We start from the raw sequence: 25412 nt of genomic DNA, 5'->3' as shown, positions 1-25412 counted from the left end.
CTTTATAATGATGATAATTTTTCCAAAACTGCTTGACCGTTGAGATTAATTAAACTTTTCCCCGGTGCCATGCAAACTACCTGATTCTTCCCATAACCGCCAATTAATCCCGGGTCTGTCGGCCCATAAACTGTGATATTGGGTTTATCGAGTGCCGCAGTTAAATGGCTTAATCCTGTATCGACTGACACAACAAATTTAGCTCCAGCCAGCACACGGGCAACGCCTTCCAGAGTCATCTTCGGCAGTACGTCGACATAATCAAAGCCTTCCGCCAGCCTTTTTGCCCGCTCTTCTTCATGCGGCGCTCCCCACGGTAGTTTAATTCGAATCCCTGAACCTGCCAGTAAACCAATTAATTCTCGCCAGTGCTCTTCCGGCCAGTGTTTATCATCGCGGGTGGTCGCATGAAGGAATACAGCATACTCCCCAGCATCCGGTAGTGGATTTGTCAGGAAATGCTGCGCAATAGCATAATCGCCCTGGGCCTGCGGTTTGCTATACCCAAGGCTTTTTGCAAACAGTTCACGGGTACGTTCTACAGCATGCTGCTGTTTCGCAATATGATGTTTGCGATTGTAAAACAGGCTGGCTAAAGGCTCGCGAGCGGTTTGCCAGTCCATTCCATGTTTAACGCCATGTGCTAAACGTGTCACCAGCGCTGCGCTTTTTACCAGCCCCTGGGCGTCGATAATTGCGTCATAGTTTTCTGCCTGAAGGGCTTCACGAAACGCTTTCCGTTCCGCTTTTATGGGGGCCGAGAACCAGGCTTTGCGCCAGCGTCGTATCGCCACCGGGATAACCCGCTCAACGGCGGCGTGCCAGGACGGAATTTGCGCGAATCCCTCTTCCACCACCCAATCAAACTTAATCCCCGGGATTGCCTGCTGGGCATCGGTGAGTGCGGGCAGCGTATGGAGAACATCGCCCATCGACGATGTTTTAACGATCAGAACCCGCATCCGTCAGGCTTCCTCTTGTAACAATAGCGCGTTGAGTTCTTCCAACACGTGCTGGGGAGTAATGTCGATCAAGCTCTGATGATAACCCTCTGCAGCGTCACCTTTACGCACTTTGTGATAGCCGGTAATCAGGCGGATCACGCGCGCTTTGTGGGAAAGCGGCGGCGTAAAGTCCGGACTGCTCGGCCCATACAGAGCAACCAGTGGACGATTGAGCGCCGCAGCAACGTGCATCAGGCCAGAATCGTTAGTGACAATGGCTTTACAGGCGGCAATCAAAATGACTGCCTGCTCAAGCTGTGTTTCCCCCGCCAGGTTCCGACACCATGCCTGCTGCTCGGTATTCAAAGCGGCAAGAATCTCATTGCCCGCCTCATGATCTTTCGCAGAGCCAAACAGAACCACCTGATAACCTTCATCAATCAGCTGCTTTGCCAGCTCTGCATAGTGGTAGTGTGGCCAGCGTTTCGCCGGGCCAAACTCCGCACCCGGGCAAAAGCCAATCATCGGACGTTCTGATGAGAGCGAAAATTGGTTACAGGCATACGATTTTTCACCTTCGCTCACCTGCAATTGCGGCCATAACAACGGTTTTGGTAGATCTTGTGCGGTACGCATTACGCCTTTGTCATAGGCCAGCGCCACATAGCGTTCCACCATTAGCGGCCAGGCTTCTTTATCGAGCACACGTACATCGTTGAGTAAACCGTAGCGCATCTCGCCGCGCCAGCCGGTGCGATGAGGAATACCCGCGAAGAAAGGCACTAATGCGGATTTGAAGGAGTTGGGTAAGACGTAGGCGCGGTCGTAGCGCTTTTCACGCAGACTATGACCCAGTTTGCGGCGTTCACCGATTTCCAGCGCCCCGTGACCGAGAGGCATCGGGATAGCTTCGTTAACTTCCGGCATCCGCGATAATAATGGACGGCACCATGCCGGTGCCATCACGTCGATTATCGCCTGGGGATAGCGCGCCTGGAGCGTGCGATAGAGACTTTGCGACATCATCATGTCGCCAACCCACGACGGGCCGATCACCAATATTTTCATTCACTTCATCCTTCAAGCTGTCTCTGCGGCGGCTGCCTGCGTTCACTCCGGTCACTTACTTTTGTAAGCTCCCGGAGATTCACTTCGTTGCCGCCTTGATACCGCTCGAATGATTTTGTGAATTTACGTTGATGTCGCGATTCAGCCAGGCCATGTATTCCGTTACACCTTCAGCAACAGTTTTGAACGGTTTGTCGTAACCCGCAGCGCGCAGATTAGTCAGATCCGCCTGAGTAAACGCCTGGTAGCGGCCTTTCAGTTTATCCGGGAACGGAATGTATTCGATCTGACCTTTCTTGTGATAAGCAAGCGTTGCATCTGCTACTGCCTGGAAGGATTCCGCACGGCCAGTACCGAGGTTGAAGATGCCGGAAACGCCATTTTCCAGGAACCACAGATTCACATCAGCCACGTCGCCCACGTAGACGAAGTCGCGTTTAAAGTTCTCGCTACCTTCGAACAGTTTCGGAGACTCACCGTTGTTAAGCTGGGTGTTGAGATGGAAAGCGACGCTCGCCATGCTGCCTTTATGGCCTTCACGCGGTCCATAAACGTTGAAATAGCGGAAACCAACAATCTGCGAGTTCGCTTCTGGCAGGATTTGACGAACATATTCATCAAACAGGAACTTCGAATAACCGTAGACATTCAGTGGTTTTTCGTATTCGCGGGATTCAATAAAGTCGGAGGTGCGACCGCCGTAAGTGGCTGCGGAAGAGGCGTACAGGAACGGGATTTCGCGCTCCAGACAGTAGTGCAGCAGCTCTTTGGAGTATTGATAGTTGTTATCCATCATATACTTGCCGTCCCACTCGGTAGTGGAAGAGCACGCGCCTTCGTGGAAAATCGCTTCGACATCGCCGAACTCTTCACCCGCCATAATCTGGATCAGGAAGTCTTCCTTATCCATATAGTCCGCGATGTTCAGGTCCACCAGGTTCACAAACTTGGTGCCGTCTTTCAGGTTGTCCACCACCAGAATATCGGTGATGCCTTTATCATTCAGGGCCTTAACGATGTTGCTGCCGATAAAGCCCGCGCCGCCGGTAACGATGATCATAACTGTAACCTTCGAATTATGGAGTCAGAGACAATCTCAGACACGAATGCTTCTATCATATCACTACACGGCGTTGGCTTCAGCCATTCGCCGAAAGTGAGGGGGATGGACGTTATTTATTCTAAATTTTACAGAAGTGTTAACGCGTCATCTCGTCGCGAACTATAAGTTTGGGTAATATGTGCTGGAAATTGCCCTGTCTGGAGAACCGCAATGCGTGGAGAATTTTATCAGCAGTTAACTAACGATCTGGAAACCGCAAGGGCGGAAGGGTTGTTTAAAGAAGAACGCATTATTACGTCTGCGCAGCAAGCAGACATCACTGTGGCTGATGGAAGTCACGTCATAAACTTTTGCGCCAATAACTATCTCGGACTGGCGAATCATCCGGAGCTGATTGCGGCGGCAAAAGCGGGAATGGATTCTCACGGTTTCGGCATGGCTTCGGTGCGATTTATCTGCGGCACCCAGGATAGCCATAAAGAGCTTGAGCAGAAACTGGCAGCATTTCTCGGCATGGAAGATGCGATTCTCTATTCTTCCTGTTTTGATGCCAACGGCGGTCTGTTTGAAACACTGCTGGGCGCGGAAGACGCCATTATCTCCGATGCTCTGAACCATGCCTCGATCATCGACGGCGTGCGGCTGTGCAAAGCCAAACGCTATCGCTATGCCAACAACAATATGCAAGAGCTGGAAGCGTGCCTGAAAGAAGCGCGTGAATCCGGGGCGCGCCATGTGTTAATCGCCACCGATGGTGTGTTCTCTATGGATGGCGTAATTGCCAACCTGAAAGGGGTTTGCGATCTCGCGGATAAATACGACGCTTTGGTGATGGTTGATGACTCTCATGCCGTCGGTTTTGTCGGTGAAAACGGACGTGGCTCCCATGAATACTGCGATGTGATGGGCCGTGTCGATATCATCACCGGCACGCTGGGTAAAGCACTGGGCGGGGCTTCTGGTGGTTACACCGCAGCGCGTAAAGAAGTGGTTGAGTGGCTGCGTCAGCGTTCTCGTCCTTACCTGTTCTCCAACTCACTGGCACCTGCCATTGTGGCTGCTTCCATTAAAGTGCTGGAGATGGTCGAAGCGGGCAGTGAGCTTCGTGACCGTCTGTGGGCGAACGCGCGTCAGTTCCGTGAGCAGATGTCGGCGGCGGGCTTTACCCTGGCGGGTGCTGATCACGCCATTATTCCGGTCATGCTTGGCGATGCTGTAGTGGCGCAAAAATTTGCCCGTGAACTGCAAAAAGAGGGCATTTACGTCACCGGTTTCTTCTATCCGGTCGTTCCGAAAGGTCAGGCGCGTATTCGTACCCAGATGTCTGCGGCGCATACCCCTGAGCAAATTACGCGTGCGGTAGAAGCGTTCACGCGTATTGGTAAACAACTGGGCGTAATCGCCTGAGTGAGGATGTGAGATGAAAGCGTTATCCAAACTGAAAGCGGAAGAGGGCATCTGGATGACCGACGTTCCTGAACCGGAACTCGGACATAACGATCTGCTGATTAAAATCCGTAAAACAGCCATCTGCGGGACTGACGTTCACATCTATAACTGGGATGAGTGGTCGCAAAAAACCATCCCAGTACCGATGGTTGTAGGCCATGAATATGTTGGTGAGGTGGTTGGCATCGGTCAGGAAGTGAAAGGCTTCAAGATCGGCGATCGCGTTTCTGGCGAAGGCCATATCACCTGTGGTCATTGCCGCAACTGTCGTGGTGGTCGTACCCATTTGTGCCGCAACACGATAGGCGTTGGTGTTAATCGCCCGGGCTGCTTCGCCGAATATCTGGTGATCCCGGCATTCAACGCCTTCAAAATCCCCGACAATATCTCCGATGACTTAGCCGCAATTTTTGACCCGTTCGGAAATGCGGTGCATACGGCGCTATCATTTGATCTGGTCGGCGAAGATGTTCTGGTTTCTGGTGCAGGCCCAATTGGTATTATGGCCGCGGCGGTAGCGAAACACGTTGGTGCACGCAACGTGGTGATCACTGATGTTAACGAATACCGTCTGGGGCTGGCGCGCAAAATGGGCATCACTCGTGCGGTTAACGTCGCGAAAGAGAATCTCAACGACGTAATGGCAGAACTGGGCATGACTGAAGGCTTTGATGTTGGTCTGGAGATGTCCGGTGCGCCGTCAGCGTTTCGCACGATGCTGGACACCATGAATCACGGTGGCCGTATTGCGATGCTGGGTATACCGCCGTCTGATATGTCTATCGACTGGACAAAAGTGATCTTTAAAGGACTGTTCATTAAAGGTATTTACGGTCGTGAGATGTTTGAAACCTGGTACAAGATGGCGGCGCTGATTCAGTCTGGTCTGGATCTCTCGCCAATCATTACCCATCGTTTCTCCATCGACGATTTCCAGAAAGGCTTTGATGCCATGCGTTCGGGCCAGTCTGGGAAAGTTATTCTGAGCTGGGATTAACACGAACAAGGGCTGGTATTCCAGCCCTTGAAGCTGATGGAAAACACAAAATTGCCTGATGCGCTACGGCTTATCAGGCCTACGTGGTTCCTGCAACATATTAAATTTGCACAATTTGGTATGCCGGATAAAGCGTTTACGCTAGATCCGGCATAAACAAAGCGCACTTTGTCTACAATCTGAAAATCCAAAATTCCAGCCATTTTCCCTGAGGATAATCCGTTAAATATGTAAAATCCTGTCAGTGTAATAAAGATATCGTAATTGCGCTGTTATCTTATATTTCTGCTCTCATTATCTCTCTAGCCTGAAGTTACTTTCTCACCCGTAAAAATAATATTTCACAGGCTTAATAGTTTCTTAATACAAAGCCTGTACAACGTCAGGGTAACTTCAGAGGTCGTCGGTAATTTATGATGAACAGCACCAATAAACTTAGTGTTATTATCCCGTTATATAATGCGGGCGATGATTTCCGCACTTGTATGGAATCTTTAATCGCGCAAACCTGGACTGCTCTGGAAATTATTATTATTAACGATGGATCAACGGATAATTCTGTTGAAATAGCAAAGCATTACGCAGAAAAACATCCGCATGTTCGCTTGCTGCATCAGGCGAATGCTGGCGCATCGGTGGCGCGTAATCGCGGGATCGAGGCAGCGACGGGCAAATATGTTGCTTTTGTCGATGCTGATGATGAAGTCTATCCCACTATGTACGAAACGCTGATGACCATGGCGTTAGAGGACGATCTCGACGTGGCGCAGTGCAACGCTGACTGGTGTTTTCGTGAAACGGGGGAAACCTGGCAATCCATTCCCACCGATCGCATACGCTCAACCGGCGTATTAACCGGCCCGGACTGGCTGCGGATGGGACTTTCTTCTCGCCGCTGGACTCACGTTGTCTGGATGGGCGTTTATCGCCGCGATGTTATTGTAAAAAATAACATTAAATTTATTGCCGGATTACATCATCAGGATATTGTCTGGACAACAGAATTTATGTTTAACGCGCTGCGTGCGCGATATACCGAGCAATCGTTATATAAATATTATCTGCATAATACGTCAGTGAGTCGGTTGAATAGACAAGGGAATAAAAACCTTAATTATCAACGGCACTATATTAAGATTACCCGACTGCTGGAGAAATTAAATCGAAATTATGCCGACAAAATTACAATTTATCCGGAATTTCATCAGCAAATAACTTACGAAGCATTGCGTGTTTGCCATGCGGTGCGCAAAGAGCCAGATATTCTTATCCGCCAACGGATGATTGCTGAGATATTTACTTCCGGCATGTATAAGCGCCTGATTACTAATGTCCGCAGCGTAAAGGTGGGTTATCAGGCATTACTGTGGTCTTTCCGCTTATGGCAATGGCGCGACAAAACACGATCGCACCATCGCATTACGCGTAGCGCCTTTAATTTGCGCTAGCGTTAAACTTCGCCGCTTCGGGCTGTTTGCCCCAGCCTTGCCACTGATGCTGGAAGTAAACGATCAGCGTGCTCTGGCTGATGCTTTCGCTTAATACTTCAAAGAAGCGATTCGCATAAACGGGTTCCAGCGGTTTTTTCGGTTTACACAGCTTCACGCCATGGAACGGATTACGCGGCGCGTTGGGCACCGTATTTTTCGGTGGCGTAGACGTATCGACCTGCGGTTCATTCAGCAAGCTGCTGGCTTTCACCAGCGTAATGTCTGGCGGCAGGTTATAAACCATCTGTTGTAGCACGCGTACCGTTGAAGGGTGAGGATGCCCGATGGCGATGGTCGAACCGTTGCGACGCGCCAGGTCAATTGCGCGATTGAACTGCACACGGATGTCCGCTTCATTTTGCGAATCGTCGAGGAACACCTTCCGTTTAATAACCTTCACGCCAGTGCCTTGTGCGGCGCGCATCGCCTGGGTATTACCGATGGTTACGCTGTCGAGGAAGTAAAGATTGTAACGCGCCAGCGCCTGCATCACTTTCTGCATACCAAACAGGTTAGAGGTCATCTTGCTGCCCATGTGGTTGTTGATCCCCACGGCATAGGGCACGTTATTGACCGCACTACGAATAATGCGCTCAATTTCGTCGCTGCTCATCTCCGGGCGCAGCGTGTTTTTCTCCAGCGGCTGTTTACTCAATGGTGCCATTGGCAGATGGATCAACACCTCGTGACCGCTGTTATGCGCTTTGGTCGCCATCTCTCTGGCGTGCGGTGAGTCGGGCAACACGGCGACGGAGATAGCGGAGGGCATCGCCAGCACCTGGTTTTCGTTGTGCGGGCGATAACCAAAATCATCAATGACAATGGCTAGTTTGCCAGCAAGTACGGGGGAGGAAAGCGCTAACAGAGCGGCAAATGCAAAAACGTTACGACGAAATGGAAACAAAACTTATCTTCCCAACCACGGCTGTGGATTGACCGCCTGACCCTGGCGGCGAATTTCGAAATAGAGTGAAGGCCGACCCTGACCACCACTGCTGCCCACCAGTGCAATTGGCTGGCCCGCGCGAACCTGCGAACCAACGCTCACCAGTGCGCTCTGATTATAGCCGTAAAGACTCATGTCGCCTTTACCGTGCTCAACCACCACCACCAGACCGTAGCCTTGCAGCCAGTCAGCCAGAATCACCCGACCGTCGGCAATCGCTTTAACTTCAGTGCCTTCAGAGGCACCGATAACCATCCCTTTCCAGCGCAGTTCGCCTTGTAGCTGTTCGCCATAGCGATGCAGCGTTGGCCCGCGAACCGGCCAGAATGCCTGACCGCGCGGTGCGCCCAGACCACCGGTACGGGACATTAGCGATTTTTCGCTTTCGGTCGGTTTGTAGGTGGTGCCTTTACGCGTCGCTTCTTTCTGACGGTCGCGAACCGCCTGGGCTTCGCGCGCTTCACGTTCAGCACGCGCTTTCGCTGCCGCTTCTGCACGGGCAATGCTGTTACGCAGACGGGATTCGTTGGCACGCAGTTCACTTAGCTGCTGCTGACCTTGCTGGATGGAAGATTCCAGCCCCGCCAGCGTCTTTTTACGCTCGTTCAGCGCCTGAGTCAGTTTCGCCTGTTGGGCGCGCTGCTCATATAACAGCGTTTGTTGCTCGCTTTGTTTCTCTTCCAGTTCAGCACGCTGCATGGCGACTTCTTCACGCGTTTGCTTCAACTGGGCGATGGTTTCTTGTCGCGCCTGGTTGAGATAGCCGAAGTAAGCCTGCAATCGTTGACCGCGCTGGCTTTCTTCACCGCTGAGAATCAGCTGAATACCGGTATGTTCACCCTGACGAAACGCAGCATCCAGTTGCGCGGCGAGGCTGCGTTCCTGGGCGGCTTTTTGCTGCTCCAGTTTGGCAATCGACGCGTTCATCTCATCAATCTGTTTATTCAGTTGATTGAGCGTGTTTTGCGTTTCGCGCAGCTTGCGGGTGGCTTCGGAGATCGCCTCTTCCTGCTTTTTCAGCTGAGCAAGCAGGCTTGAGCGTTGTTGCTGCTGTTGGCGTACCGCGCGCTCTTTCGCGGCGATATCGGCCTGAATAGACTTGAGTTGGTCGCGGTCATCCGCGTGGGCGGAAAACGTGCACAACAATACGCCAGCGCTAAGAACGCTGGCGTAAATGATGGGCCTGACTGCAAACCTGCGCGGTTTCGTGGCCCGTGTCATGGTATTAATCGCCTTTCCCCTCATGGGGAGGGATTATTCCACGATGAACAGCGGCTTACCAGTCATCTCTTGCGGGATTTCCATCCCCATCAGCGACAACATGGTCGGTGCGATGTCAGAAAGCTTACCGCCTTCAACCGCTTTCACGTTCTTATCACCAACGTAAATCAGCGGAACTGGCAGGTTGGTGTGTGCTGTGTGTGCCTGACCCGTTGCCGGATCGCGCATCTGTTCAGCGTTACCGTGGTCAGCGGTGATCAGCAGTTGTCCACCCACGGACTCAACGGCTTTTGTCACTTCTTCAACACAGTGATCCAGCGCTTCTACCGCTTTAACCGCCGCTTCCATCACTCCGGTGTGACCTACCATGTCGCCGTTCGGATAGTTACAGATAATGGTGTCGTATTTGCCGCTCTTGATTGCCGCAACCAGTTTTTCGGTCAGCTCTGCGGAGCTCATTTCCGGCTGCAGGTCGTAGGTAGCGACTTTCGGCGAGTTGATCAGAATGCGGTCTTCGCCTTTGAACGACTCTTCTACACCACCGTTAAAGAAGAAAGTGACGTGAGCATATTTTTCAGTTTCGGAAATACGCAGCTGAGTTTTGTCGTTTTTCGCCATCCACTCGCCGAAGGTGTTAACCAGAGACGCCGGTGGGTAAGCCACTGCGGTTTTGATGTCGGCAGCGTATTCGGTCAGCATCACGAAATCGACGTTAACCACTTTCTTACGCGCGAAGCCGTCGAAATCAGCGTTCACGAACGCACGAGTAATTTCACGCGCACGGTCAGCACGGAAGTTCATGAAAATCAGCGCGTCGCCGTCTTCCATTGCTGCATCCGGCTGGCCTTCTGCACGAATAACGGTCGCTTTCACGAACTCGTCGTTTTCGTCGCGAGCATAAGCAGCCTGCAAACCAGCAACGGCGGTATCGGCCTGGAATTCACCCTGCGCCAGAGTCAGCAGGTCATAAGCTTTTTCAACGCGATCCCAACGGTTGTCGCGGTCCATCGCGTAGTAACGACCAATGATGGACGCTACGCGGCCTTTACCCAGCGCGGCAAATTTCTCTTCGAATTTTTTCAGCGAAGATTCAGCACTGCGCGGCGGAGTGTCGCGACCGTCAAGGAATGCGTGCAGGTAGATTTTTTCTGCGCCGCGTTCAGCGGCCAGTTCTACCATCGCCATGATGTGATCTTCGTGGCTGTGTACGCCGCCTGCGGAGAGCAGACCCATAATGTGTACTGCTTTACCTGCGTTTTTCGCTTTATCTACCGCACCAGTCAGTACCGGGTTAGCGAAGAAAGCGCGATCTTTGATTTCAACGTCCAGACGAGTCAGGTCCTGATACACGATGCGGCCGGCACCCAGGTTAACGTGGCCTACTTCGGAGTTACCCATCTGACGGTCAGGCAGACCGACTTCCAGACCGGAAGCGTCGATCAGGGTATGCGGACGATTGGCCCACAGTGCATCCATTACCGGGGTTTTAGCACTAAAAATGGCGTTATCCTGCTGTTCTTCGCGATAGCCATAGCCATCCAGAATCACCAGTACCATAGGTTTTTTAGAAACCGACATTGCGACAACCTCATACTCAAGAGTCAAAATTTGCGTAATTTTACTACAGCTGAATCGATAAAATAGCCTCTGAAGATCAAAATATACGACCGCTCGCGGCAAGCCGATGCCAGATTTGCGATTTTTTTTCGTCGCGCCCCGCAAAATTGCATTCCAGTTAACGCGCTGGCTGTATTTGCCGCACTGCGCAGGTATACTCCTTTCCTGGTTTTTTTAATCACTACGTCGGGAGTTGTTACCCCCCATGCAAGAAATTATGCAATTTGTTGGCCGTCATCCCATACTGAGTATCGCCTGGATCGCGTTACTGGTGGCGGTTCTTGTGACTACGTTTAAGAGCCTGACCTCGAAAGTGAAGGTGATTACTCGTGGTGAAGCTACGCGTCTGATCAACAAAGAAGACGCTGTGGTTGTGGATTTACGTCAGCGTGATGACTTCCGTAAAGGCCATATCGCAGGTTCTATCAATCTGTTGCCGAGCGAAATCAAAGCCAACAATGTTGGTGAGCTTGAGAAGCACAAAGACAAACCGGTTATCGTGGTAGACGGTTCTGGCATGCAGTGCCAGGAGCCTGCAAACGCGCTGACGAAAGCTGGTTTTGCGCAAGTATTCGTGCTGAAAGAAGGCGTCGCTGGCTGGGCTGGCGAAAACTTGCCTCTGGTGCGCGGCAAATAATTTACCTGTCGTCTTTCATGATGCAGGCCGTTAGCTGCAATTATGCCCCCAGCGACTTATTGTTATAAGCTTCTGGGGACACTCCATTTTGCTGCCGCCCTGCAACATGAAATTTCAGGGTAAAAAAACAGGAGCTAAGTTATGGCCAATGTTGAAATCTATACCAAAGAAACCTGCCCGTATTGCCATCGTGCAAAAGCACTGCTGAGCAGCAAGGGCGTGAGTTTTCAGGAGCTGCCGATTGATGGCAACGCCGCCAAGCGTGAAGAGATGATCAAACGCAGCGGTCGCACCACGGTTCCCCAGATTTTTATTGACGCACAGCACATTGGCGGCTGTGATGACTTGTATGCATTGGATGCACGTGGTGGACTGGATCCCCTGCTGAAATAACGTGTGAACGTTGGCATTACATTGCGCAGTATTTAAGGACAACACTTAAGGGTTTTCTACACATGTCAGAACAAAACAACACCGAAATGACTTTCCAGATCCAACGTATTTATACCAAGGATATTTCTTTCGAAGCGCCGAACGCGCCGCACGTTTTCCAGAAAGATTGGCAGCCAGAAGTTAAACTTGATCTGGATACGGCATCTTCTCAACTGGCAGATGACGTTTACGAAGTGGTACTGCGTGTTACCGTAACGGCATCCCTGGGCGAAGAAACTGCGTTCCTGTGTGAAGTTCAGCAGGGCGGTATTTTCTCCATCGCGGGTATTGAAGGCACCCAGCTGGCACATTGCCTGGGCGCATACTGCCCGAACATTCTGTTCCCGTATGCTCGTGAATGCATCACCAGCATGGTATCCCGCGGTACATTCCCGCAACTGAACCTTGCGCCGGTTAACTTCGATGCGCTGTTCATGAACTATTTGCAGCAGCAGGCTGGCGAAGGTACTGAAGAACATCAGGATGCCTGATGAACCAACGTAATGCTTCAATGACTGTGATCGGTGCCGGCTCGTACGGCACCGCTCTTGCCATCACCCTGGCAAGAAATGGCCACGAGGTTGTCCTCTGGGGCCATGACCCTGAACATATCGCAACGCTAGAACGCGACCGCTGTAACGCTGCGTTTCTCCCCGATGTGCCTTTTCCCGATACGCTCCATCTTGAAAGCGATCTCGCCACCGCGCTGGCAGCCAGCCGCAATATTCTCGTCGTCGTACCCAGCCATGTCTTTGGTGAAGTGCTGCGCCAGATTAAACCGCTGATGCGTCCTGATGCGCGGCTGGTGTGGGCGACTAAGGGTCTGGAAGCGGAAACCGGGCGTCTGTTACAGGACGTGGCGCGTGAGGCGTTAGGCGATCAAATTCCACTAGCGGTTATCTCTGGTCCAACATTTGCGAAAGAACTGGCGGCAGGTTTACCGACGGCTATTTCGCTGGCCTCTACCGACCAGACCTTCGCCGATGATCTCCAGCAGTTGCTGCACTGTGGCAAAAGTTTCCGCGTTTACAGCAACCCGGATTTCATTGGCGTGCAGCTTGGCGGCGCGGTGAAAAACGTCATTGCCATTGGCGCGGGGATGTCCGACGGTATCGGTTTTGGCGCAAATGCGCGTACGGCGCTGATCACCCGTGGACTGGCTGAAATGTCGCGTCTTGGTGCGGCGCTGGGTGCCGATCCTGCCACCTTTATGGGCATGGCGGGGCTGGGCGATCTGGTGCTTACCTGTACCGACAACCAGTCGCGTAACCGCCGTTTTGGCATGATGCTCGGTCAGGGCATGGATGTACAAAGCGCGCAGGAGAAGATTGGTCAGGTGGTGGAAGGCTACCGCAATACGAAAGAAGTCCGCGAGTTGGCGCATCGCTTCGGCGTTGAAATGCCAATAACCGAGGAAATTTATCAAGTATTATATTGCGGAAAAAACGCGCGCGAGGCAGCATTGACTTTACTAGGTCGTGCACGCAAGGACGAGCGCAGCAGCCACTAAACCCAGGGAACCTTTGTTACCGCTATGACCCGGCCCGCGCAGAACGGGCCGGTCATTATCTCATCGTGTGGAGTAAGCAATGTCGTGTGAAGAACTGGAAATTGTCTGGAACAATATTAAAGCTGAAGCCAGAACGCTGGCGGACTGTGAGCCAATGCTGGCCAGTTTTTACCACGCGACGCTACTCAAGCACGAAAACCTTGGCAGTGCCCTGAGCTACATGCTGGCGAACAAGCTGTCATCGCCAATCATGCCTGCCATTGCTATCCGCGAAGTGGTTGAAGAAGCCTACGCCGCCGACCCGGAAATGATTGCTTCTGCGGCCTGCGATATTCAGGCGGTACGTACCCGCGACCCGGCAGTCGATAAATACTCAACCCCATTGTTATACCTGAAAGGTTTTCATGCCTTGCAGGCCTATCGCATCGGTCACTGGCTGTGGAATCAGGGCCGTCGTGCACTGGCTATTTTTCTGCAAAACCAGGTTTCTGTGACGTTCCAGGTCGATATTCACCCGGCGGCAAAAATTGGCCGTGGCATTATGCTCGACCACGCGACGGGCATCGTCGTTGGTGAAACGGCGGTGATTGAAAACGACGTGTCGATTCTGCAATCCGTCACCCTTGGCGGTACTGGGAAAACCAGCGGTGACCGTCACCCGAAAATTCGTGAAGGCGTGATGATTGGCGCGGGCGCGAAAATTCTCGGCAATATTGAAGTTGGGCGCGGCGCGAAGATTGGCGCAGGTTCCGTGGTGCTGCAACCGGTGCCGCCGCATACTACTGCCGCTGGCGTTCCGGCACGCATTGTCGGTAAACCAGACAGCGATAAGCCATCAATGGATATGGACCAGCATTTCAACGGTATTAACCATACGTTTGAGTATGGGGATGGGATTTAATATATAGGCCGGATAAGGCGCTCACGCCGCATCCGGCAACTTATCCCTATTGTTATTATTATTCTGCGGTAATAATCACCTTGTTTCTCTTATTTTATAAGTTATAAATCGGAGCATCGCAAATAATATAGTAATTTTCTACTCTATATATGAAATCCAAATCTGGTTTTAAGTGTAACGTGATCATCTTTCCTTGCGTTAAATTTTCATATTCTTCTTCACTAATTCAGAGATTATCAGCAAATTTTTGTGGGCTTACATTATCGCTAAATATTTCGGCATTAATAAATATAAGTTTAATTTTTCCCCTACATCGCTTAGGTTTGTTTTCATATTACGTGAGTAGGTTCAAAATATATAAAATGAGCAGTCACCAATGATGCCTTGTAGTATCGGTTAATAATGCCAATATTACAAGGTTACTATTAAAAAACTCACTGATATGATGGTTATCATTTGTCTCGTGAAGGTACTCAAATTTTATCTCTTATTTATCACTAATTAAAAATGTCATATTGAGTATATATATCCCACTATTATAGTAGAATCAACCATCTTCGATGACCACAGGCATAGGGATTTTCTTGAATAAATATGATTTTCTTGTCATTATAAGAAATGTTTGAAGAGTTAATTGATGGTTTTTATTTGTACAAAAGAGTTTAGTATGCAAGATAATCTAAATAAGAATATTTCGCGTCTAATCGGAATTGTTGTCATATTGTTTTTATGTTATTTTATTCTTCCGCGATCATTGTTTATAATATGTGTAATTTCATATATAATATATGCAAGCATTATATATGCTGATGTAAAACATAAACCGTCAAATAAACAGCCACATGAATCGCCACTGCCACCGCTAGCATGGTGGCAGAAAGTTAAAGCCGATACAGATAACTGGCTTGATATATATTGTAAAGGCTGTGAATCTCCGGCGGAAGAGGCTTTTCTTCGTAGCATGGTTGTGGAGTTCAACCTTAAACCTAAGTTTGGGAAATTAGTTTCTCCGGGTTTGGTACTAGAAATGCAGGTACCTTGCGGTCATTATCGCTTCGATTTTGTTGCGAACGGTCGTCAGATTATAGAAATTGATGGTGCTGCGTGGCACTCATCTCCCGAGCAAATTGAACGAGATCGTGCTCGTGATGCATACTCAGTCAAGCAGGGATTCATGGTATTACGTATTTCAGCCAAGACTGTTTTCAACACACCAAACCTTGCTATTGAGCAAGTAAAAAAAGCTCTCGAAAGAACACCAAACTACACAAAACCTGTTAGCAAAGAAGTCGTAACTCAGCCATCTTTAAAGAATTTATCATTTTCAGGTGTGTTGAATGACGTGAACCATTATGTGCATTGTCAAAGTATCAAGCAGGAAGCTTTATCTACTTTTCATTTAGCTATTGAAAAAGAAAAAATTTTACTTGAAACACTTGTATCAGAGATTGAGCGTGAAATACGTGTTGAAAGCATGGAGTCTCAAGAGAGAGAGTTATATGAAAGCGCCAGATCTCAGATTGAATCTTTACTTAAAAATGATGGTAAATTAAATTTCCATTCTACTGAAGTTTATCAGTGGGAAAAAATCATCAAGCCATCTCCAGTTAAGGATCCGAAAATCCAGGCGCAAATTGAGAAGGAGTATGAAAGAGTTATGGATGAGAGAGACCGAAGACTTGCACAACTATCACAACGATGCGCAGCAGAGCTAATATTTTCTATAAAATTTCGGAGTAAACTTAAGGAATATCACTACCCTACTATAAACGATATATTCAAATAGCTACATACTCTAATTTAGTGATATCGCAGAACACACAAATGACAACTCGTAGAATCGGTTTACACTCCCGATTCTACGAGGTTTCAATGACACCACGACAGTAACTTGACCACGTCAAATCCTGCCTCTCAACACCGCTCCCGGATACCCCAGCTGCCGCCAGGCTTCATACACCACTACCGACACCGCATTGGACAGGTTCATGCTTCGGCTGTCCGGCACCATTGGAATACGAATTTTTTGTTCAGCGGGCAGGGCATCAAGAATGCTCGCTGGCAGGCCGCGCGTTTCCGGGCCGAACATCAGATAGTCGCCATCCTGATAGCTTACGGCGCTATGTGCGGGCGTACCTTTTGTAGTGAGAGCAAACAGGCGCTGGGGATTTTCTGCTTCGAGGAACGCGCTGTAGTCATGATGACGCGTAACGGCGGTAAATTCGTGGTAGTCCAGCCCTGCGCGGCGTAGGCGCTTATCGTCCCAGGCAAATCCCATTGGTTCGATGATATGCAGACGAAAGCCGGTGTTAGCGCAAAGACGGATGATGTTGCCAGTATTTGGCGGAATTTCTGGTTCGTAAAGTACGATGTTTAGCATACTGCCCCCTTAGTGCGGGGGCAGGATAGCAGAAAATTGGTGAGCCGTGCGGCCTTTTCCCCTCACCCCGGACTGTGCATCCGAGAGAGGTGATTCAGTCTGAGGGAGCACAAACAACACCGATCGGTCCCCTCTCCCTGAGGGAGAGGGTTAGGGGGCTCAAACGACTATGCCGCATTCCCTTTCGCCATCGGAGCCAGCGCCGCAGGCAACTCTTTACCCAGCCCCTGCACCAACGAATCTTGCGTAATTTCGCTGATCGATTTCGCGCCCGTCAGCGTCATTGCCACTTTCATCTCTTTCTCAATCAGATTCAGTAGGTTAGCCACGCCCGCCTGGCCCGCTGTTGCCAGCGCATATAGGAAAGCACGACCCAGCAGTACGGTATCGGCACCGAGCGCAATCATACGCACGACATCAAGCCCGTTACGAATGCCGCTATCTGCCAGAATGGCGATATCCCCTTTTACCGCGTCCGCAATAGCAGGCAGTGCGCGGGCAGAAGAGAGCACGCCATCTAACTGACGACCGCCGTGGTTAGAAACCACAATCCCGTCAGCGCCAAAACGTACCGCATCACGGGCATCTTCTGGGTCGAGGATCCCTTTGATCACCATCGGGCCATCCCAGAAATCGCGGATCCACTCAAGGTCTTTCCAGGAGATGGACGGATCGAAGTTATTCCCCAGCCAGCCGATGTAATCTTCCAGCCCGGTCGGTTTGCCAAGGTAAGCCGAGATATTCCCTAAATCATGTGGACGACCATTCAGGCCCACATCCCACGCCCATTGTGGATGAGTCACCGCCTGCAAGTAGCGGCGCATTGCCGCATTTGGGCCGCTCATACCCGAATGCGCATCACGGTAGCGTGCGCCCGGCGTTGGCATATCCACGGTGAAAACCAGCGTAGAACAACCCGCGGCTTTTGCTCGTTCCAGTGCGTTACGCATAAAACCGCGATCGCGCAGTACGTAAAGCTGGAACCACATTGGGCGCTTGATGGCGGGTGCGACTTCCTCAATCGGGCAAACGGAAACCGTTGAGAGAGTAAACGGAATGCCATGCGCATCCGCCGCTTTTGCGGCCTGAACTTCGCCACGTCGCGCATACATGCCGCACAAGCCCACTGGAGCCAGCGCCACCGGCATCGACAATTTCTCATTAAACAGCGTCGTTTCCAGGCTTAAGTCGGACATGTTTTTCAGAATGCGCTGGCGCAGCGCCACTTCTGATAAATCTTCCATGTTACGACGCAGGGTATATTCAGAATATGCGCCGCCATCCATATAGTGGAACAGGAACGGCGGCAGAATGCGTTGTGCTGCGGCGCGATAATCGCTGGCTGCAGAAATAATCATGCGTTTTTCTCCCTCGAATGCTCATTATGCTCACCGGGCAGGCGGGTAATACGTGCACGGCGCGCCTGATCTTCATCGAATCTTTTCATGGTGCTGTGGACAAAACTGAGATGCGCCATCATCGCTTTACGCGCCCCGTCGGCATCCCCGGCAAAAATGGCGTCAATGACTGCCTGATGCTGCTCGGTCAGTTGTGAAAAAACGGGCGGCACGAGATACATCCGTTGACGGCTTTGCATCACCGAGGATTGCAGAACATCAAAGAAACCACGCATGGTTTGTAGCAGCACGATGTTATGCGAGGCTTCGGCAATCGCCAGATGAAAACGAACGTCCGCTTGCGAAGCGAGGTCCGGGTCTTCGCTGAGCGTTGCCTCAAAGCAAAGCTGAATTTTCTCTTTGTCACCAGGCGTGGCGCGCATCGCTGCATGCCATGCGGTGCTGGCTTCAATGGCGTAGCGGGCTTCCAGAATATCGAAACTGTAATCCGGATCATCGGCCATCAGCGTTTTCAGCGGCTGGACGATGTTTTGCTCCGACCACGCGTCATGACGCCAACGCACAAATGTGCCACCACCGCGACGACTAAGAAGTACGCCTTCGCTCACCAGTTTTGCCAGCGCTTCGCGCAGTGAATTACGCGACACGCCGAGTTGCATCGCCAGTTGGCGTTCAGCGGGCAACTTCATGCCCGCCTCCAGCTGTTTTTCATCAATCAGCGCCCGCACACGGGAGGCAACCTCGTCTGACAGGCGTCTGGGTGTAGCAATCATTAAGGAATCATCCACGTTAAGACGTAAGCCTGAAGCGTGGTGATCACGCCGACCATGCAGGTGAATATCAGGCTGTGTTTGACGGTAAAGCGGAACAGGTCTGACTCTTTGCCAACCAGGCCTACCGCCGCACAGGCGATAGCGATGGATTGCGGGGAGATCATCTTCCCGGTAACACCGCCGGTGGTATTGGCGGCAACCAGCAACAGGTCAGAGACGCCAATTTGTTGTGCGGCCGTGGCTTGCAGAGCGGCAAACAGAGCGTTAGATGACGTATCCGACCCGGTCAGGAATACCCCCAGCCAGCCGAGGAACGGCGAGAAGAAGGTGAATGCATGACCGGTGTGCGCCAGTGCCAGCGCCAGTGTTGACGACAGCCCGGAATAGTTCGAGATAAAGGCGAACGCCAGCACCATACCGATGGAGTAGATGGGCAGCGCCAGTTCTTTCAGCGTGCTGCCGAAGGTGCTGAGAGCGTCAGACGGTTTCATCTTCAGCCAGACAACCGAGAGCAGCGCAGCAAACAGAATGGCGGTACCGGTGGCAGAGAACCAGTCGAACTTAAACACGGCGGCGTAAGCGGTAGCTTCGCTGACCACCGGCGGCATACGAGCAACCAGTTTGTCGAGATACGGCACCGGAATGTTGATCACCCATTCATACAGCGCGCCGCCCGAAGCGAAAAGTGCTTTAAACGGTGGGATACTCCAAAGTGTTACGGTGGCGGTCAGGAACAGGAACGGTGTCCAGGCACGCAGCACCTGACCCGCCGTGTAACCTGTGTGAGCCAGCGTCATATCAACCTGCGATGCACCCAGATCGCCGAAGCGGAAAACGCGTACTGGCTGCCAGCGTTTGAGGAACAGTGTCAGGCAGAGCAGCGATACCAGCGAAGAGATAATGTCCGGCAGTTCCGGCCCAATGAAGTTGGAGCTGAGATACTGTGCGATGGCAAACGAACCACCTGCAACCACGACCGCAGGCCACGTCTCTTTAATACCGCGCCAGCCGTCCATAATCGCCATGATCCAGAACAGGACGATAATGGTCATAAACGGTAGCTGACGACCCACCATCTGGCCGATCTCAAAGCTGTCGATGCCTGTTACCTGTCCGGCAACCAGAATTGGAATACCCATCGCACCAAATGCCACTGGCGCGGTGTTAACAATCAGGCACAGTCCGGCGGCGTACAGAGGTTTAAAGCCCAGGCCGACCAGCAATGCGGCGGTGATCGCCACCGGTGCGCCGAAGCCTGCAGCCCCTTCGAGAAATGCGCCGAAACAGAAACCGACGATCAGCATTTGCAGACGCTGGTCTGGGGTTATTGAGAGAATAGACGAGCGGATAATGTCAAACTGTCCGGTTTTCACCGAGATCTTATAGACGAACACCGCCGCAATAATGATCCACGCGATGGGCCACAAACCGTAGAAGAAGCCATAAACCACCGAGGCCAAGGCATTGGCGACCGGCATTTTATAGAACAGCAAAGCCACGGCCAGGGCGATGGCAACCGTCCAGGTGGCGGCAACGTATCCTTTCAGTTTGAGCTTAATCAGCGCAAAGAAGAAAAACAGGATGGGAAGCGATGCTATCAGGCTGGAAAGCCAGATATTCCCGGCGGGATCATAGTTTTGTTGCCAGAGATTCATTGCAGGTCTCCTGGAGTCCACGCACATCGTGTAATGAGTCTGTTGCTCATCTCCGTGTCACACGTTGTGTAAAAGTGGTACTGCCAATTTTGTTGTGTAGGGATAATGACAATGAATGGTTAACCAAATGTTATTTATTGGCAACGTTAATGTGAGTTTTAATTGGGAAAATGTGAACCAGAGGTCAGATAAGCGAAGAATTGGTAGGGCCAATTTTTTGGCGAAGGGAGATGTCTGGTAAAGAAAAGGGCAATCCTCATCAGAGAATTGCCCTTAGATTGTTGACCCGGTGCGCCTTATCTTGCCGGAATATTCGGCCTACAGGAATGTGCAGAATCACCCTGTAGGCCTGATGCGCGTAACGCATCAGGCAATTTGGCGTTTACCCATTCGTTAATGGATGATTACCACTGAATACCGGCACCGAGTGCGGCGGAGTATTCACCCTGGCTATTGGTACTACCTTGTAATTTGTAGACCCAACGACCATTGGCGCTCACCATCGACACACCTAAAGCAACAGCTGATTCACCGTTGTAAGTACCGCCACCAATAGAGGCCATGCTGGCACCCGGAGTGTAAGCCTGCGGCAGGCCGGTCATCGCCATTGCAGAAGCGATACCACCACTCAGCTTGCTTTCAGTTTTGGACAGTTTGTTATCCATCTCAACCATGCGCTGATCGGTGTATTGCTTCGTTTCCTGTACGCTTTGCTTCAACTGCGCGTAGTTCACCGCGTCGTTGTTGTTCACGCCAGCGGAAACGTTGCTGATGCGAGTCGTACCGCCGTTGCCACCACCGAGGGTGATGTTGCTGTAGTCGATAGAACCATCAGCTTTGGTGTCGTAACGCACACCGCCTGCTTCAGAAGACTTCAACTGCGCAACGTTAACGGCGTCGGTAGCATTTTTACCGGCGGCTACGTTGGTGATACGACGCTGATTGGTAGAAGAACCCACAGAGATCGTGTTTTCTTCGTTGGCCACGGAGCCTGTACCCAGAGCGACGCTGTTGTCAGCGGCAGCAATGGAACCAGAGCCAATTGCGACGCTATCTTTACCCTGCGCGTTAGCATCGACGCCATCGGTATTGGTCTTGAAGTACTTGGTGCTACCGGTGGTCACGATGTCGCCAATACCGTTTTCGATATTAGTAACGCGAGTATCCAGATTAGTGACCTGATTGTTCAGGTTAGTAATGCTCTGGGTATTCTGGGAAACCTGCGCGTCCGTTACTTTCAACTGACCCACGTTAACCGCATCAGTATCAGCCGAACCTGCTGCGACGTTGGTGATCTGGCGTTGACCGTCTTCACTGCCGACAGAGAACTCACCGACAGAGTTCTGCGGTGCATCCATGTTGTAACCGGTGTAGCCAGTCTGTGCGCCACGGGTAGTCTGAGAACCGTTACCCATCGCAATACTGTTGGCATGGTTTGCACTTGCGTTGCTACCGATAGCAATACCGTTGATCGCATCTGCCAGCACCAGAGTGTTCAGGCCGATACCAATGCCAGCATTACCGTTAACGATAGTTTTCGCACCCATTGCCAGCGAGTCTTCACCGACTGCCAGTGAATCTTCAGCCGTTGAGTTAGCGTGGAAGTATTTGGTCGGCGTGGTAGCGACTGCACCAATGGCATTCTGCAACTGGCGAACCGTAACGGCGTCATGGGCTTCGGAACCATCGGCTACGTTGATGATTTGACGATATTTACCGTCATCACCAATTGACAATGCGCCGAGTAATTCACCGTCAGTGGTGTCGTAGCCAATCTCTACGCCATTTTCCGTTACGCTGGTGTTACGAGAACCTTTAACAATCACACGGTCGGAAACAGAGCTGCTACCCAGTGCGATACCCGTATCAACTTCGCTGCTGCTGTCCTGACCAATAGCTACACTGCTGGCACCAGAGGCAACAGCGTTATAGCCTACTGCGGTAGCACCAATACCAGAGGCGCTGGCGTCGTTGAACGCTAAGCTGTCGTCGTTGGTACGCACATAGTTAATACCTGCACCATTCTCTGCGATGTACGTCGTATCGGTGTTTCCGGCAAGCTGATTGATGATTTGGCTATTCTGCTCGATCAGCAGGTTAGCGGCATTCAGTTGGGAACCGTTGACGGCGTCAGTGCTGCCCGCTTCAATCAGACCATCAGCCACATTGGTGATTACACTGGCTTTGCCTTCATGGTTGGCGCTGTAGGCACCCGCAGCGTCATCCCACAACAGGGCATTATCATCGAGCGCATCCAGAGCTTCACCGACGTTGTTGTAATCGGTATTTGCAATGGTGTAAGTCGGCGCAGTGATAGAACCGTCAGAGTTGACTTCTGCATCTCCACCCAGGGCATCAGCAATGTACTTATTGGTGTCGTAGAGTTGCGAACCGTTAATGGCATCGCTGCTGGTATCAGAAATTGCACCGTCTGCGACATTAGTAATAATGCTGGCCGTTTTATCTATCCCGCGACCGGCGCTAAATGCACCTTGACCGTTATTTGCTGTTGCATCCCACAGCAGAGCATCATCGAGAGTGGTGTCGATTGCGTTCAGAGCTTCACCGACGTTGTTGTAACCGGTATTTGCAATGGTGTAAGTCGGCGCAGTGATGGTGCCATCAGCGTTAACTTCTGCGTCACCACCCAGCGCATCGGCAATGTACTTGTTGGTGTCGTAGAGTTGCGAACCGTTAATGGCATCGCTGCTGGTATCAGAAATTACACCATCTGCGACGTAAGTAATGACGCTGTCGGTACCACCGTGTTTGGCGCTGAATTTTTTGGCGGTAGTATCCCAGAGCAGAGCATCACCGAGCGAATCGGTAAATGACGAGTTAATGGCTGCCAGAGCATCACCGACGTTAGTGTAGGCATTATTACCAATAGTGTAGGTTGGTCCGGTTAATACGCCCGTATCGCTGATATCGGCACCACCGCCAAGATAAGTCGTGAAGGAATCAGCTAAACCATAAAGCTGGCTACCATTAATGGCATCGAAGCTGTTGGAAGAAACTGTGCCAGCCAGTACGTTGGTGATTTTGCTGGTGGCATCGGTACCGTGCGCGGCGCTGAATGCACCAGCATTTGAATTAGCGGTCGCATCCCACAACAGGGCGTCATTATCCAGAGCAGTAAGAGCTGCGCCAACGTTGGTGTATTCATTGCCGCCAATATTATATTTAGGGCCGGTAAATACGCCGGTATCACTCATTGTTGCGCCACCGCCCAAATAGGACGTAATGGTGCTTGCCGTACTCTGAAGTTGTGAACCGTTAATGGCATCGGTGCTGGTGGTAGAAACAGTGCCTGCCAGTACGTTGGTGATTTTGCTGGTGGCATCGGTGCCGTGCGCGGCGCTGAATGCATTTTTAGCATCATTCCACAGCAGGGCATCATCCTTAAGGTCACCAACGGAATTCGTCAGGTTGGAGATGTTGGTGGTGTTGGTTGCAATACTTGCCGTATTCGTGGCAATGTTGCTGGTATTAGTAGCGATATTGGTGGTATTGGCCTCGACATCGTCATTGGTAGCTTTCAGCTGAGAACCGTTAACCGCATCCGTACTGGTAGCAGAAATAGTGCCGGCTTTAACGTTGGTGATGATGCTGGTGGCATCTGTACCATGTGCCGCACTATATCCCTTTTTAAGGGAGTCCCATTGTATCGTATTATTGTTTAGATCCGCTAAGGCGTCGCCAACATTGCCATAAATACCATTTTTCAGTCTGTAATTCGGGGAAGTAACGACGCCTTGCGAATTGACGGTAGCTCCCCCACCAAGATGGTCCGCTACTGACTTACTGATAGCATAAAGCTGTGATCCATTGATAGCATCAGTACTGTCAGTGCTGATATTACCTGCTGCCATATTGACAATTTGTCGCTGAACTGTTGTGTTCCCCACAGAGACGGAATTCTCTTCAGTCGCTACAGAACCAGCGCCCAGAGCAACGGAATTTTTCCCTTGAGCACTGGCTTGACTACCAATTGCAATGCCATTTTCTAAACCGGCATAACTACCTTGCCCTAGAGCAATAGCATTTGCGCCACCTGTAATACTACCATTACCCAGCGCGATAGCATTTACGCCGTCAGCTTTATTCCCCTGACCGATGGCAATTGCACCAGCAGCTACGGCCTGGCTTTGATTGCCCAGAGCAATCGTGTTATCGGCATCTGCAATACCCCCAGAGCCCAACGCGATACTATTAAGCCCATTTGCCTCAGCTTTAGTACCAACGGCCGTCGCATTTTCAGCGGCTTCACTCTCAGCGCCCATCGCAATGGCGGCAGAGCCACTGGCAGTGGCTATTCTGCCTATTGCAAGGCTGTCCAAAGCGTTAGCCTGACTACTACGGCCTATGGCAACGGCGTTTCCCGCAGCGCTAGTACCGAAACCTAATGCCATACTGTAATCGGAATTTGCTTTGGCGGAATGACCGAGTGCTATGGCATTCGAACCACTGGAACCAGAAGAGATGCCTATCGCCATGGAATGGCTTCCAGAGGAAGCAGAGGAAGCCCCTATGGCTATAGCACGATCGCCCGAAGAGCTGGCTTTCACGCCTAAAGCCAGAGAGGAATCTCCTCCTGCACTACTGTATGCGCCGATTGACGTGCTCCATCGGCCCAGCGCTTTGGCGTAGTAACCCAATGCCGTCGATGCACCATTTGTATCGGTCTGGGTACTTGCTTGAGATCCCTCACCAATAGCAACCCAACCGTCGCCATTATTCTGACCTGCCGGGGTAGTTGGAGTACCCGGTTCGTTCCCTGCATTTGCTCCAAACGACGACAACAGCCCACCAGCGACCAGCGCAGAAATTAACAGCTTACTGCGTCCGCTCTTCTTGCCACGACTCTTCGCCGTTTCGCTGGCAACGCTGTAACTGCCCGTCGCCGGATTCCAGATAACTTTAAATATTTTGTTCATTATTGATGCTCTCTATTCCTTGATATAAGCGCAG

General features: G+C 51.2%; 20 protein-coding genes. 9 read left to right on the top strand and 11 right to left on the bottom strand.

All coding sequences use genetic code 11. From position 1 onward, the window contains the following. Positions 1 to 2 precede the first annotated feature (2 nt). The 3 genes from rfaC to rfaD form a co-directional block, all read right to left on the bottom strand. Positions 3 to 962: a lipopolysaccharide heptosyltransferase RfaC gene (rfaC, locus tag FEK66_RS00775; protein ID WP_130258365.1), complete on the bottom strand. Its 960-nt coding sequence runs from the start codon at positions 960 to 962 to the stop codon at positions 3 to 5. 3 nt (positions 963 to 965) lie between these two features. Further along, the gene (gene rfaF / locus FEK66_RS00770) at positions 966 to 2012 is read right to left on the bottom strand and encodes an ADP-heptose--LPS heptosyltransferase RfaF (RefSeq protein ID WP_130206695.1); all 1047 of its coding nucleotides are present in this window, start codon (positions 2010 to 2012) and stop codon (positions 966 to 968) included. Positions 2013 to 2091: 79 nt separating this feature from the next. After that, entirely contained in the window at positions 2092 to 3072 is a 981-nt protein-coding gene (gene rfaD, locus FEK66_RS00765; RefSeq protein WP_000587766.1) for an ADP-glyceromanno-heptose 6-epimerase, read from the bottom strand. Between the two features lie 213 nt (positions 3073 to 3285). On the opposite strand from rfaD, the gene kbl reads away from it, so the two are divergent. The 3 genes from kbl (at position 3286) to waaH (ending at position 6969) form a co-directional block, all read left to right on the top strand. Continuing rightward, positions 3286 to 4482: a glycine C-acetyltransferase gene (kbl, locus tag FEK66_RS00760; protein ID WP_064526086.1), complete on the top strand. Its 1197-nt coding sequence runs from the start codon at positions 3286 to 3288 to the stop codon at positions 4480 to 4482. Positions 4483 to 4495: 13 nt separating this feature from the next. Then, complete coding sequence (gene tdh, locus FEK66_RS00755) at positions 4496 to 5521, top strand: L-threonine 3-dehydrogenase (RefSeq protein ID WP_130206693.1); 1026 nt, start codon at positions 4496 to 4498, stop codon at positions 5519 to 5521. 413 nt (positions 5522 to 5934) lie between these two features. Continuing rightward, entirely contained in the window at positions 5935 to 6969 is a 1035-nt protein-coding gene (waaH, locus tag FEK66_RS00750; protein WP_130206691.1) for a UDP-glucuronate:LPS(HepIII) glycosyltransferase, read from the top strand. On the opposite strand, the gene FEK66_RS00745 is transcribed toward waaH, so the two are convergent. From FEK66_RS00745 to gpmM, 3 genes are read right to left on the bottom strand one after another with little or no spacing between them, the layout of a single operon-like run. Continuing rightward, positions 6956 to 7915 (bottom strand): divergent polysaccharide deacetylase family protein, encoded by a 960-nt coding sequence (locus FEK66_RS00745; RefSeq protein WP_135495408.1) that lies wholly within the window; start codon positions 7913 to 7915, stop codon positions 6956 to 6958. The two genes, waaH and FEK66_RS00745, sit on opposite strands and share 14 nt — an antisense overlap. 3 nt (positions 7916 to 7918) lie before the next feature. Further along, the gene (gene envC, locus FEK66_RS00740; RefSeq protein WP_001626259.1) at positions 7919 to 9178 is read right to left on the bottom strand and encodes a murein hydrolase activator EnvC; all 1260 of its coding nucleotides are present in this window, start codon (positions 9176 to 9178) and stop codon (positions 7919 to 7921) included. Positions 9179 to 9211: 33 nt separating this feature from the next. After that, the gene (gene gpmM, locus FEK66_RS00735) at positions 9212 to 10756 is read right to left on the bottom strand and encodes a 2,3-bisphosphoglycerate-independent phosphoglycerate mutase (RefSeq protein WP_064526112.1); all 1545 of its coding nucleotides are present in this window, start codon (positions 10754 to 10756) and stop codon (positions 9212 to 9214) included. Positions 10757 to 11000: 244 nt separating this feature from the next. Between gpmM and FEK66_RS00730 the strand changes: the two genes are divergently transcribed. The 6 genes from FEK66_RS00730 to FEK66_RS00705 all read left to right on the top strand — a co-directional run bounded on the left by FEK66_RS00730 (position 11001) and on the right by FEK66_RS00705 (position 16061). After that, a complete protein-coding gene (locus FEK66_RS00730; RefSeq protein WP_001156181.1) occupies positions 11001 to 11432 on the top strand; it encodes a rhodanese-like domain-containing protein in 432 nt (143 codons plus the stop codon). A 141-nt stretch (positions 11433 to 11573) separates the two neighbouring features. Then, positions 11574 to 11825 (top strand): glutaredoxin 3, encoded by a 252-nt coding sequence (grxC, locus tag FEK66_RS00725; RefSeq protein ID WP_000024392.1) that lies wholly within the window; start codon positions 11574 to 11576, stop codon positions 11823 to 11825. Between the two features lie 62 nt (positions 11826 to 11887). Next, entirely contained in the window at positions 11888 to 12355 is a 468-nt protein-coding gene (gene secB, locus FEK66_RS00720; protein ID WP_130206686.1) for a protein-export chaperone SecB, read from the top strand. After that, the gene (gene gpsA / locus FEK66_RS00715) at positions 12355 to 13374 is read left to right on the top strand and encodes an NAD(P)H-dependent glycerol-3-phosphate dehydrogenase (protein WP_001076194.1); all 1020 of its coding nucleotides are present in this window, start codon (positions 12355 to 12357) and stop codon (positions 13372 to 13374) included. The genes secB and gpsA overlap by 1 nt, the downstream gene beginning before the upstream one ends. Before the next feature lie 79 nt (positions 13375 to 13453). Beyond that, positions 13454 to 14275 carry a serine O-acetyltransferase gene (gene cysE / locus FEK66_RS00710; RefSeq protein WP_001277565.1) on the top strand — a complete coding sequence of 274 codons (822 nt, stop codon included), beginning with the start codon at positions 13454 to 13456 and terminating at the stop codon, positions 14273 to 14275. A gap of 667 nt (positions 14276 to 14942) precedes the next feature. Further along, positions 14943 to 16061, top strand: coding sequence for a DUF559 domain-containing protein (locus FEK66_RS00705; RefSeq protein ID WP_167854261.1), 1119 nt, complete (start codon positions 14943 to 14945; stop codon positions 16059 to 16061). 114 nt (positions 16062 to 16175) lie between these two features. On the opposite strand, the gene trmL is transcribed toward FEK66_RS00705, so the two are convergent. The 5 genes from trmL to FEK66_RS00680 form a co-directional block, all read right to left on the bottom strand. Next, the gene (trmL, locus tag FEK66_RS00700; RefSeq protein WP_138211389.1) at positions 16176 to 16655 is read right to left on the bottom strand and encodes a tRNA (uridine(34)/cytosine(34)/5-carboxymethylaminomethyluridine(34)-2'-O)-methyltransferase TrmL; all 480 of its coding nucleotides are present in this window, start codon (positions 16653 to 16655) and stop codon (positions 16176 to 16178) included. Positions 16656 to 16822: 167 nt separating this feature from the next. Then, positions 16823 to 18013 (bottom strand): quinone-dependent L-lactate dehydrogenase, encoded by a 1191-nt coding sequence (lldD, locus tag FEK66_RS00695; RefSeq protein ID WP_130206682.1) that lies wholly within the window; start codon positions 18011 to 18013, stop codon positions 16823 to 16825. Next, complete coding sequence (gene lldR, locus FEK66_RS00690; RefSeq protein WP_130261179.1) at positions 18010 to 18786, bottom strand: transcriptional regulator LldR; 777 nt, start codon at positions 18784 to 18786, stop codon at positions 18010 to 18012. Before lldR ends, lldD begins: the two co-directional genes overlap by 4 nt. Next, entirely contained in the window at positions 18786 to 20441 is a 1656-nt protein-coding gene (gene lldP / locus FEK66_RS00685; RefSeq protein WP_130215198.1) for an L-lactate permease, read from the bottom strand. The genes lldR and lldP overlap by 1 nt, the downstream gene beginning before the upstream one ends. 404 nt (positions 20442 to 20845) lie before the next feature. After that, positions 20846 to 25378 (bottom strand): YadA-like family protein, encoded by a 4533-nt coding sequence (locus FEK66_RS00680; RefSeq protein ID WP_135495406.1) that lies wholly within the window; start codon positions 25376 to 25378, stop codon positions 20846 to 20848. Between the last annotated feature and the right edge of the window lie 34 nt (positions 25379 to 25412).

Source organism: Escherichia sp. E1130 (assembly GCF_005781065.1).
GTDB lineage: Bacteria > Pseudomonadota > Gammaproteobacteria > Enterobacterales > Enterobacteriaceae > Escherichia.
This window is presented reverse-complemented; position numbering and strand designations above follow the sequence as displayed.

Bases quoted from the DNA above. Each gene is read 5' to 3' on its own strand.
- gpmM (WP_064526112.1), bottom strand. From the start codon at position 10,756: ATGTCGGTTTCTAAAAAACCTATGGTACTGGTGATTCTGGATGGCTAT.
- grxC (WP_000024392.1), top strand. From the start codon at position 11,574: ATGGCCAATGTTGAAATCTATACCAAAGAAACCTGCCCGTATTGCCAT.
- envC (WP_001626259.1), bottom strand. From the start codon at position 9,178: ATGACACGGGCCACGAAACCGCGCAGGTTTGCAGTCAGGCCCATCATT.
- FEK66_RS00680 (WP_135495406.1), bottom strand. From the start codon at position 25,378: ATGAACAAAATATTTAAAGTTATCTGGAATCCGGCGACGGGCAGTTAC.
- FEK66_RS00705 (WP_167854261.1), top strand. From the start codon at position 14,943: ATGCAAGATAATCTAAATAAGAATATTTCGCGTCTAATCGGAATTGTT.
- lldD (WP_130206682.1), bottom strand. From the start codon at position 18,013: ATGATTATTTCTGCAGCCAGCGATTATCGCGCCGCAGCACAACGCATT.
- secB (WP_130206686.1), top strand. From the start codon at position 11,888: ATGTCAGAACAAAACAACACCGAAATGACTTTCCAGATCCAACGTATT.
- waaH (WP_130206691.1), top strand. From the start codon at position 5,935: ATGATGAACAGCACCAATAAACTTAGTGTTATTATCCCGTTATATAAT.
- FEK66_RS00730 (WP_001156181.1), top strand. From the start codon at position 11,001: ATGCAAGAAATTATGCAATTTGTTGGCCGTCATCCCATACTGAGTATC.
- lldP (WP_130215198.1), bottom strand. From the start codon at position 20,441: ATGAATCTCTGGCAACAAAACTATGATCCCGCCGGGAATATCTGGCTT.
- kbl (WP_064526086.1), top strand. From the start codon at position 3,286: ATGCGTGGAGAATTTTATCAGCAGTTAACTAACGATCTGGAAACCGCA.
- rfaF (WP_130206695.1), bottom strand. From the start codon at position 2,012: ATGAAAATATTGGTGATCGGCCCGTCGTGGGTTGGCGACATGATGATG.
- rfaD (WP_000587766.1), bottom strand. From the start codon at position 3,072: ATGATCATCGTTACCGGCGGCGCGGGCTTTATCGGCAGCAACATCGTT.
- tdh (WP_130206693.1), top strand. From the start codon at position 4,496: ATGAAAGCGTTATCCAAACTGAAAGCGGAAGAGGGCATCTGGATGACC.
- gpsA (WP_001076194.1), top strand. From the start codon at position 12,355: ATGAACCAACGTAATGCTTCAATGACTGTGATCGGTGCCGGCTCGTAC.
- lldR (WP_130261179.1), bottom strand. From the start codon at position 18,786: ATGATTGCTACACCCAGACGCCTGTCAGACGAGGTTGCCTCCCGTGTG.
- trmL (WP_138211389.1), bottom strand. From the start codon at position 16,655: ATGCTAAACATCGTACTTTACGAACCAGAAATTCCGCCAAATACTGGC.
- rfaC (WP_130258365.1), bottom strand. From the start codon at position 962: ATGCGGGTTCTGATCGTTAAAACATCGTCGATGGGCGATGTTCTCCAT.
- cysE (WP_001277565.1), top strand. From the start codon at position 13,454: ATGTCGTGTGAAGAACTGGAAATTGTCTGGAACAATATTAAAGCTGAA.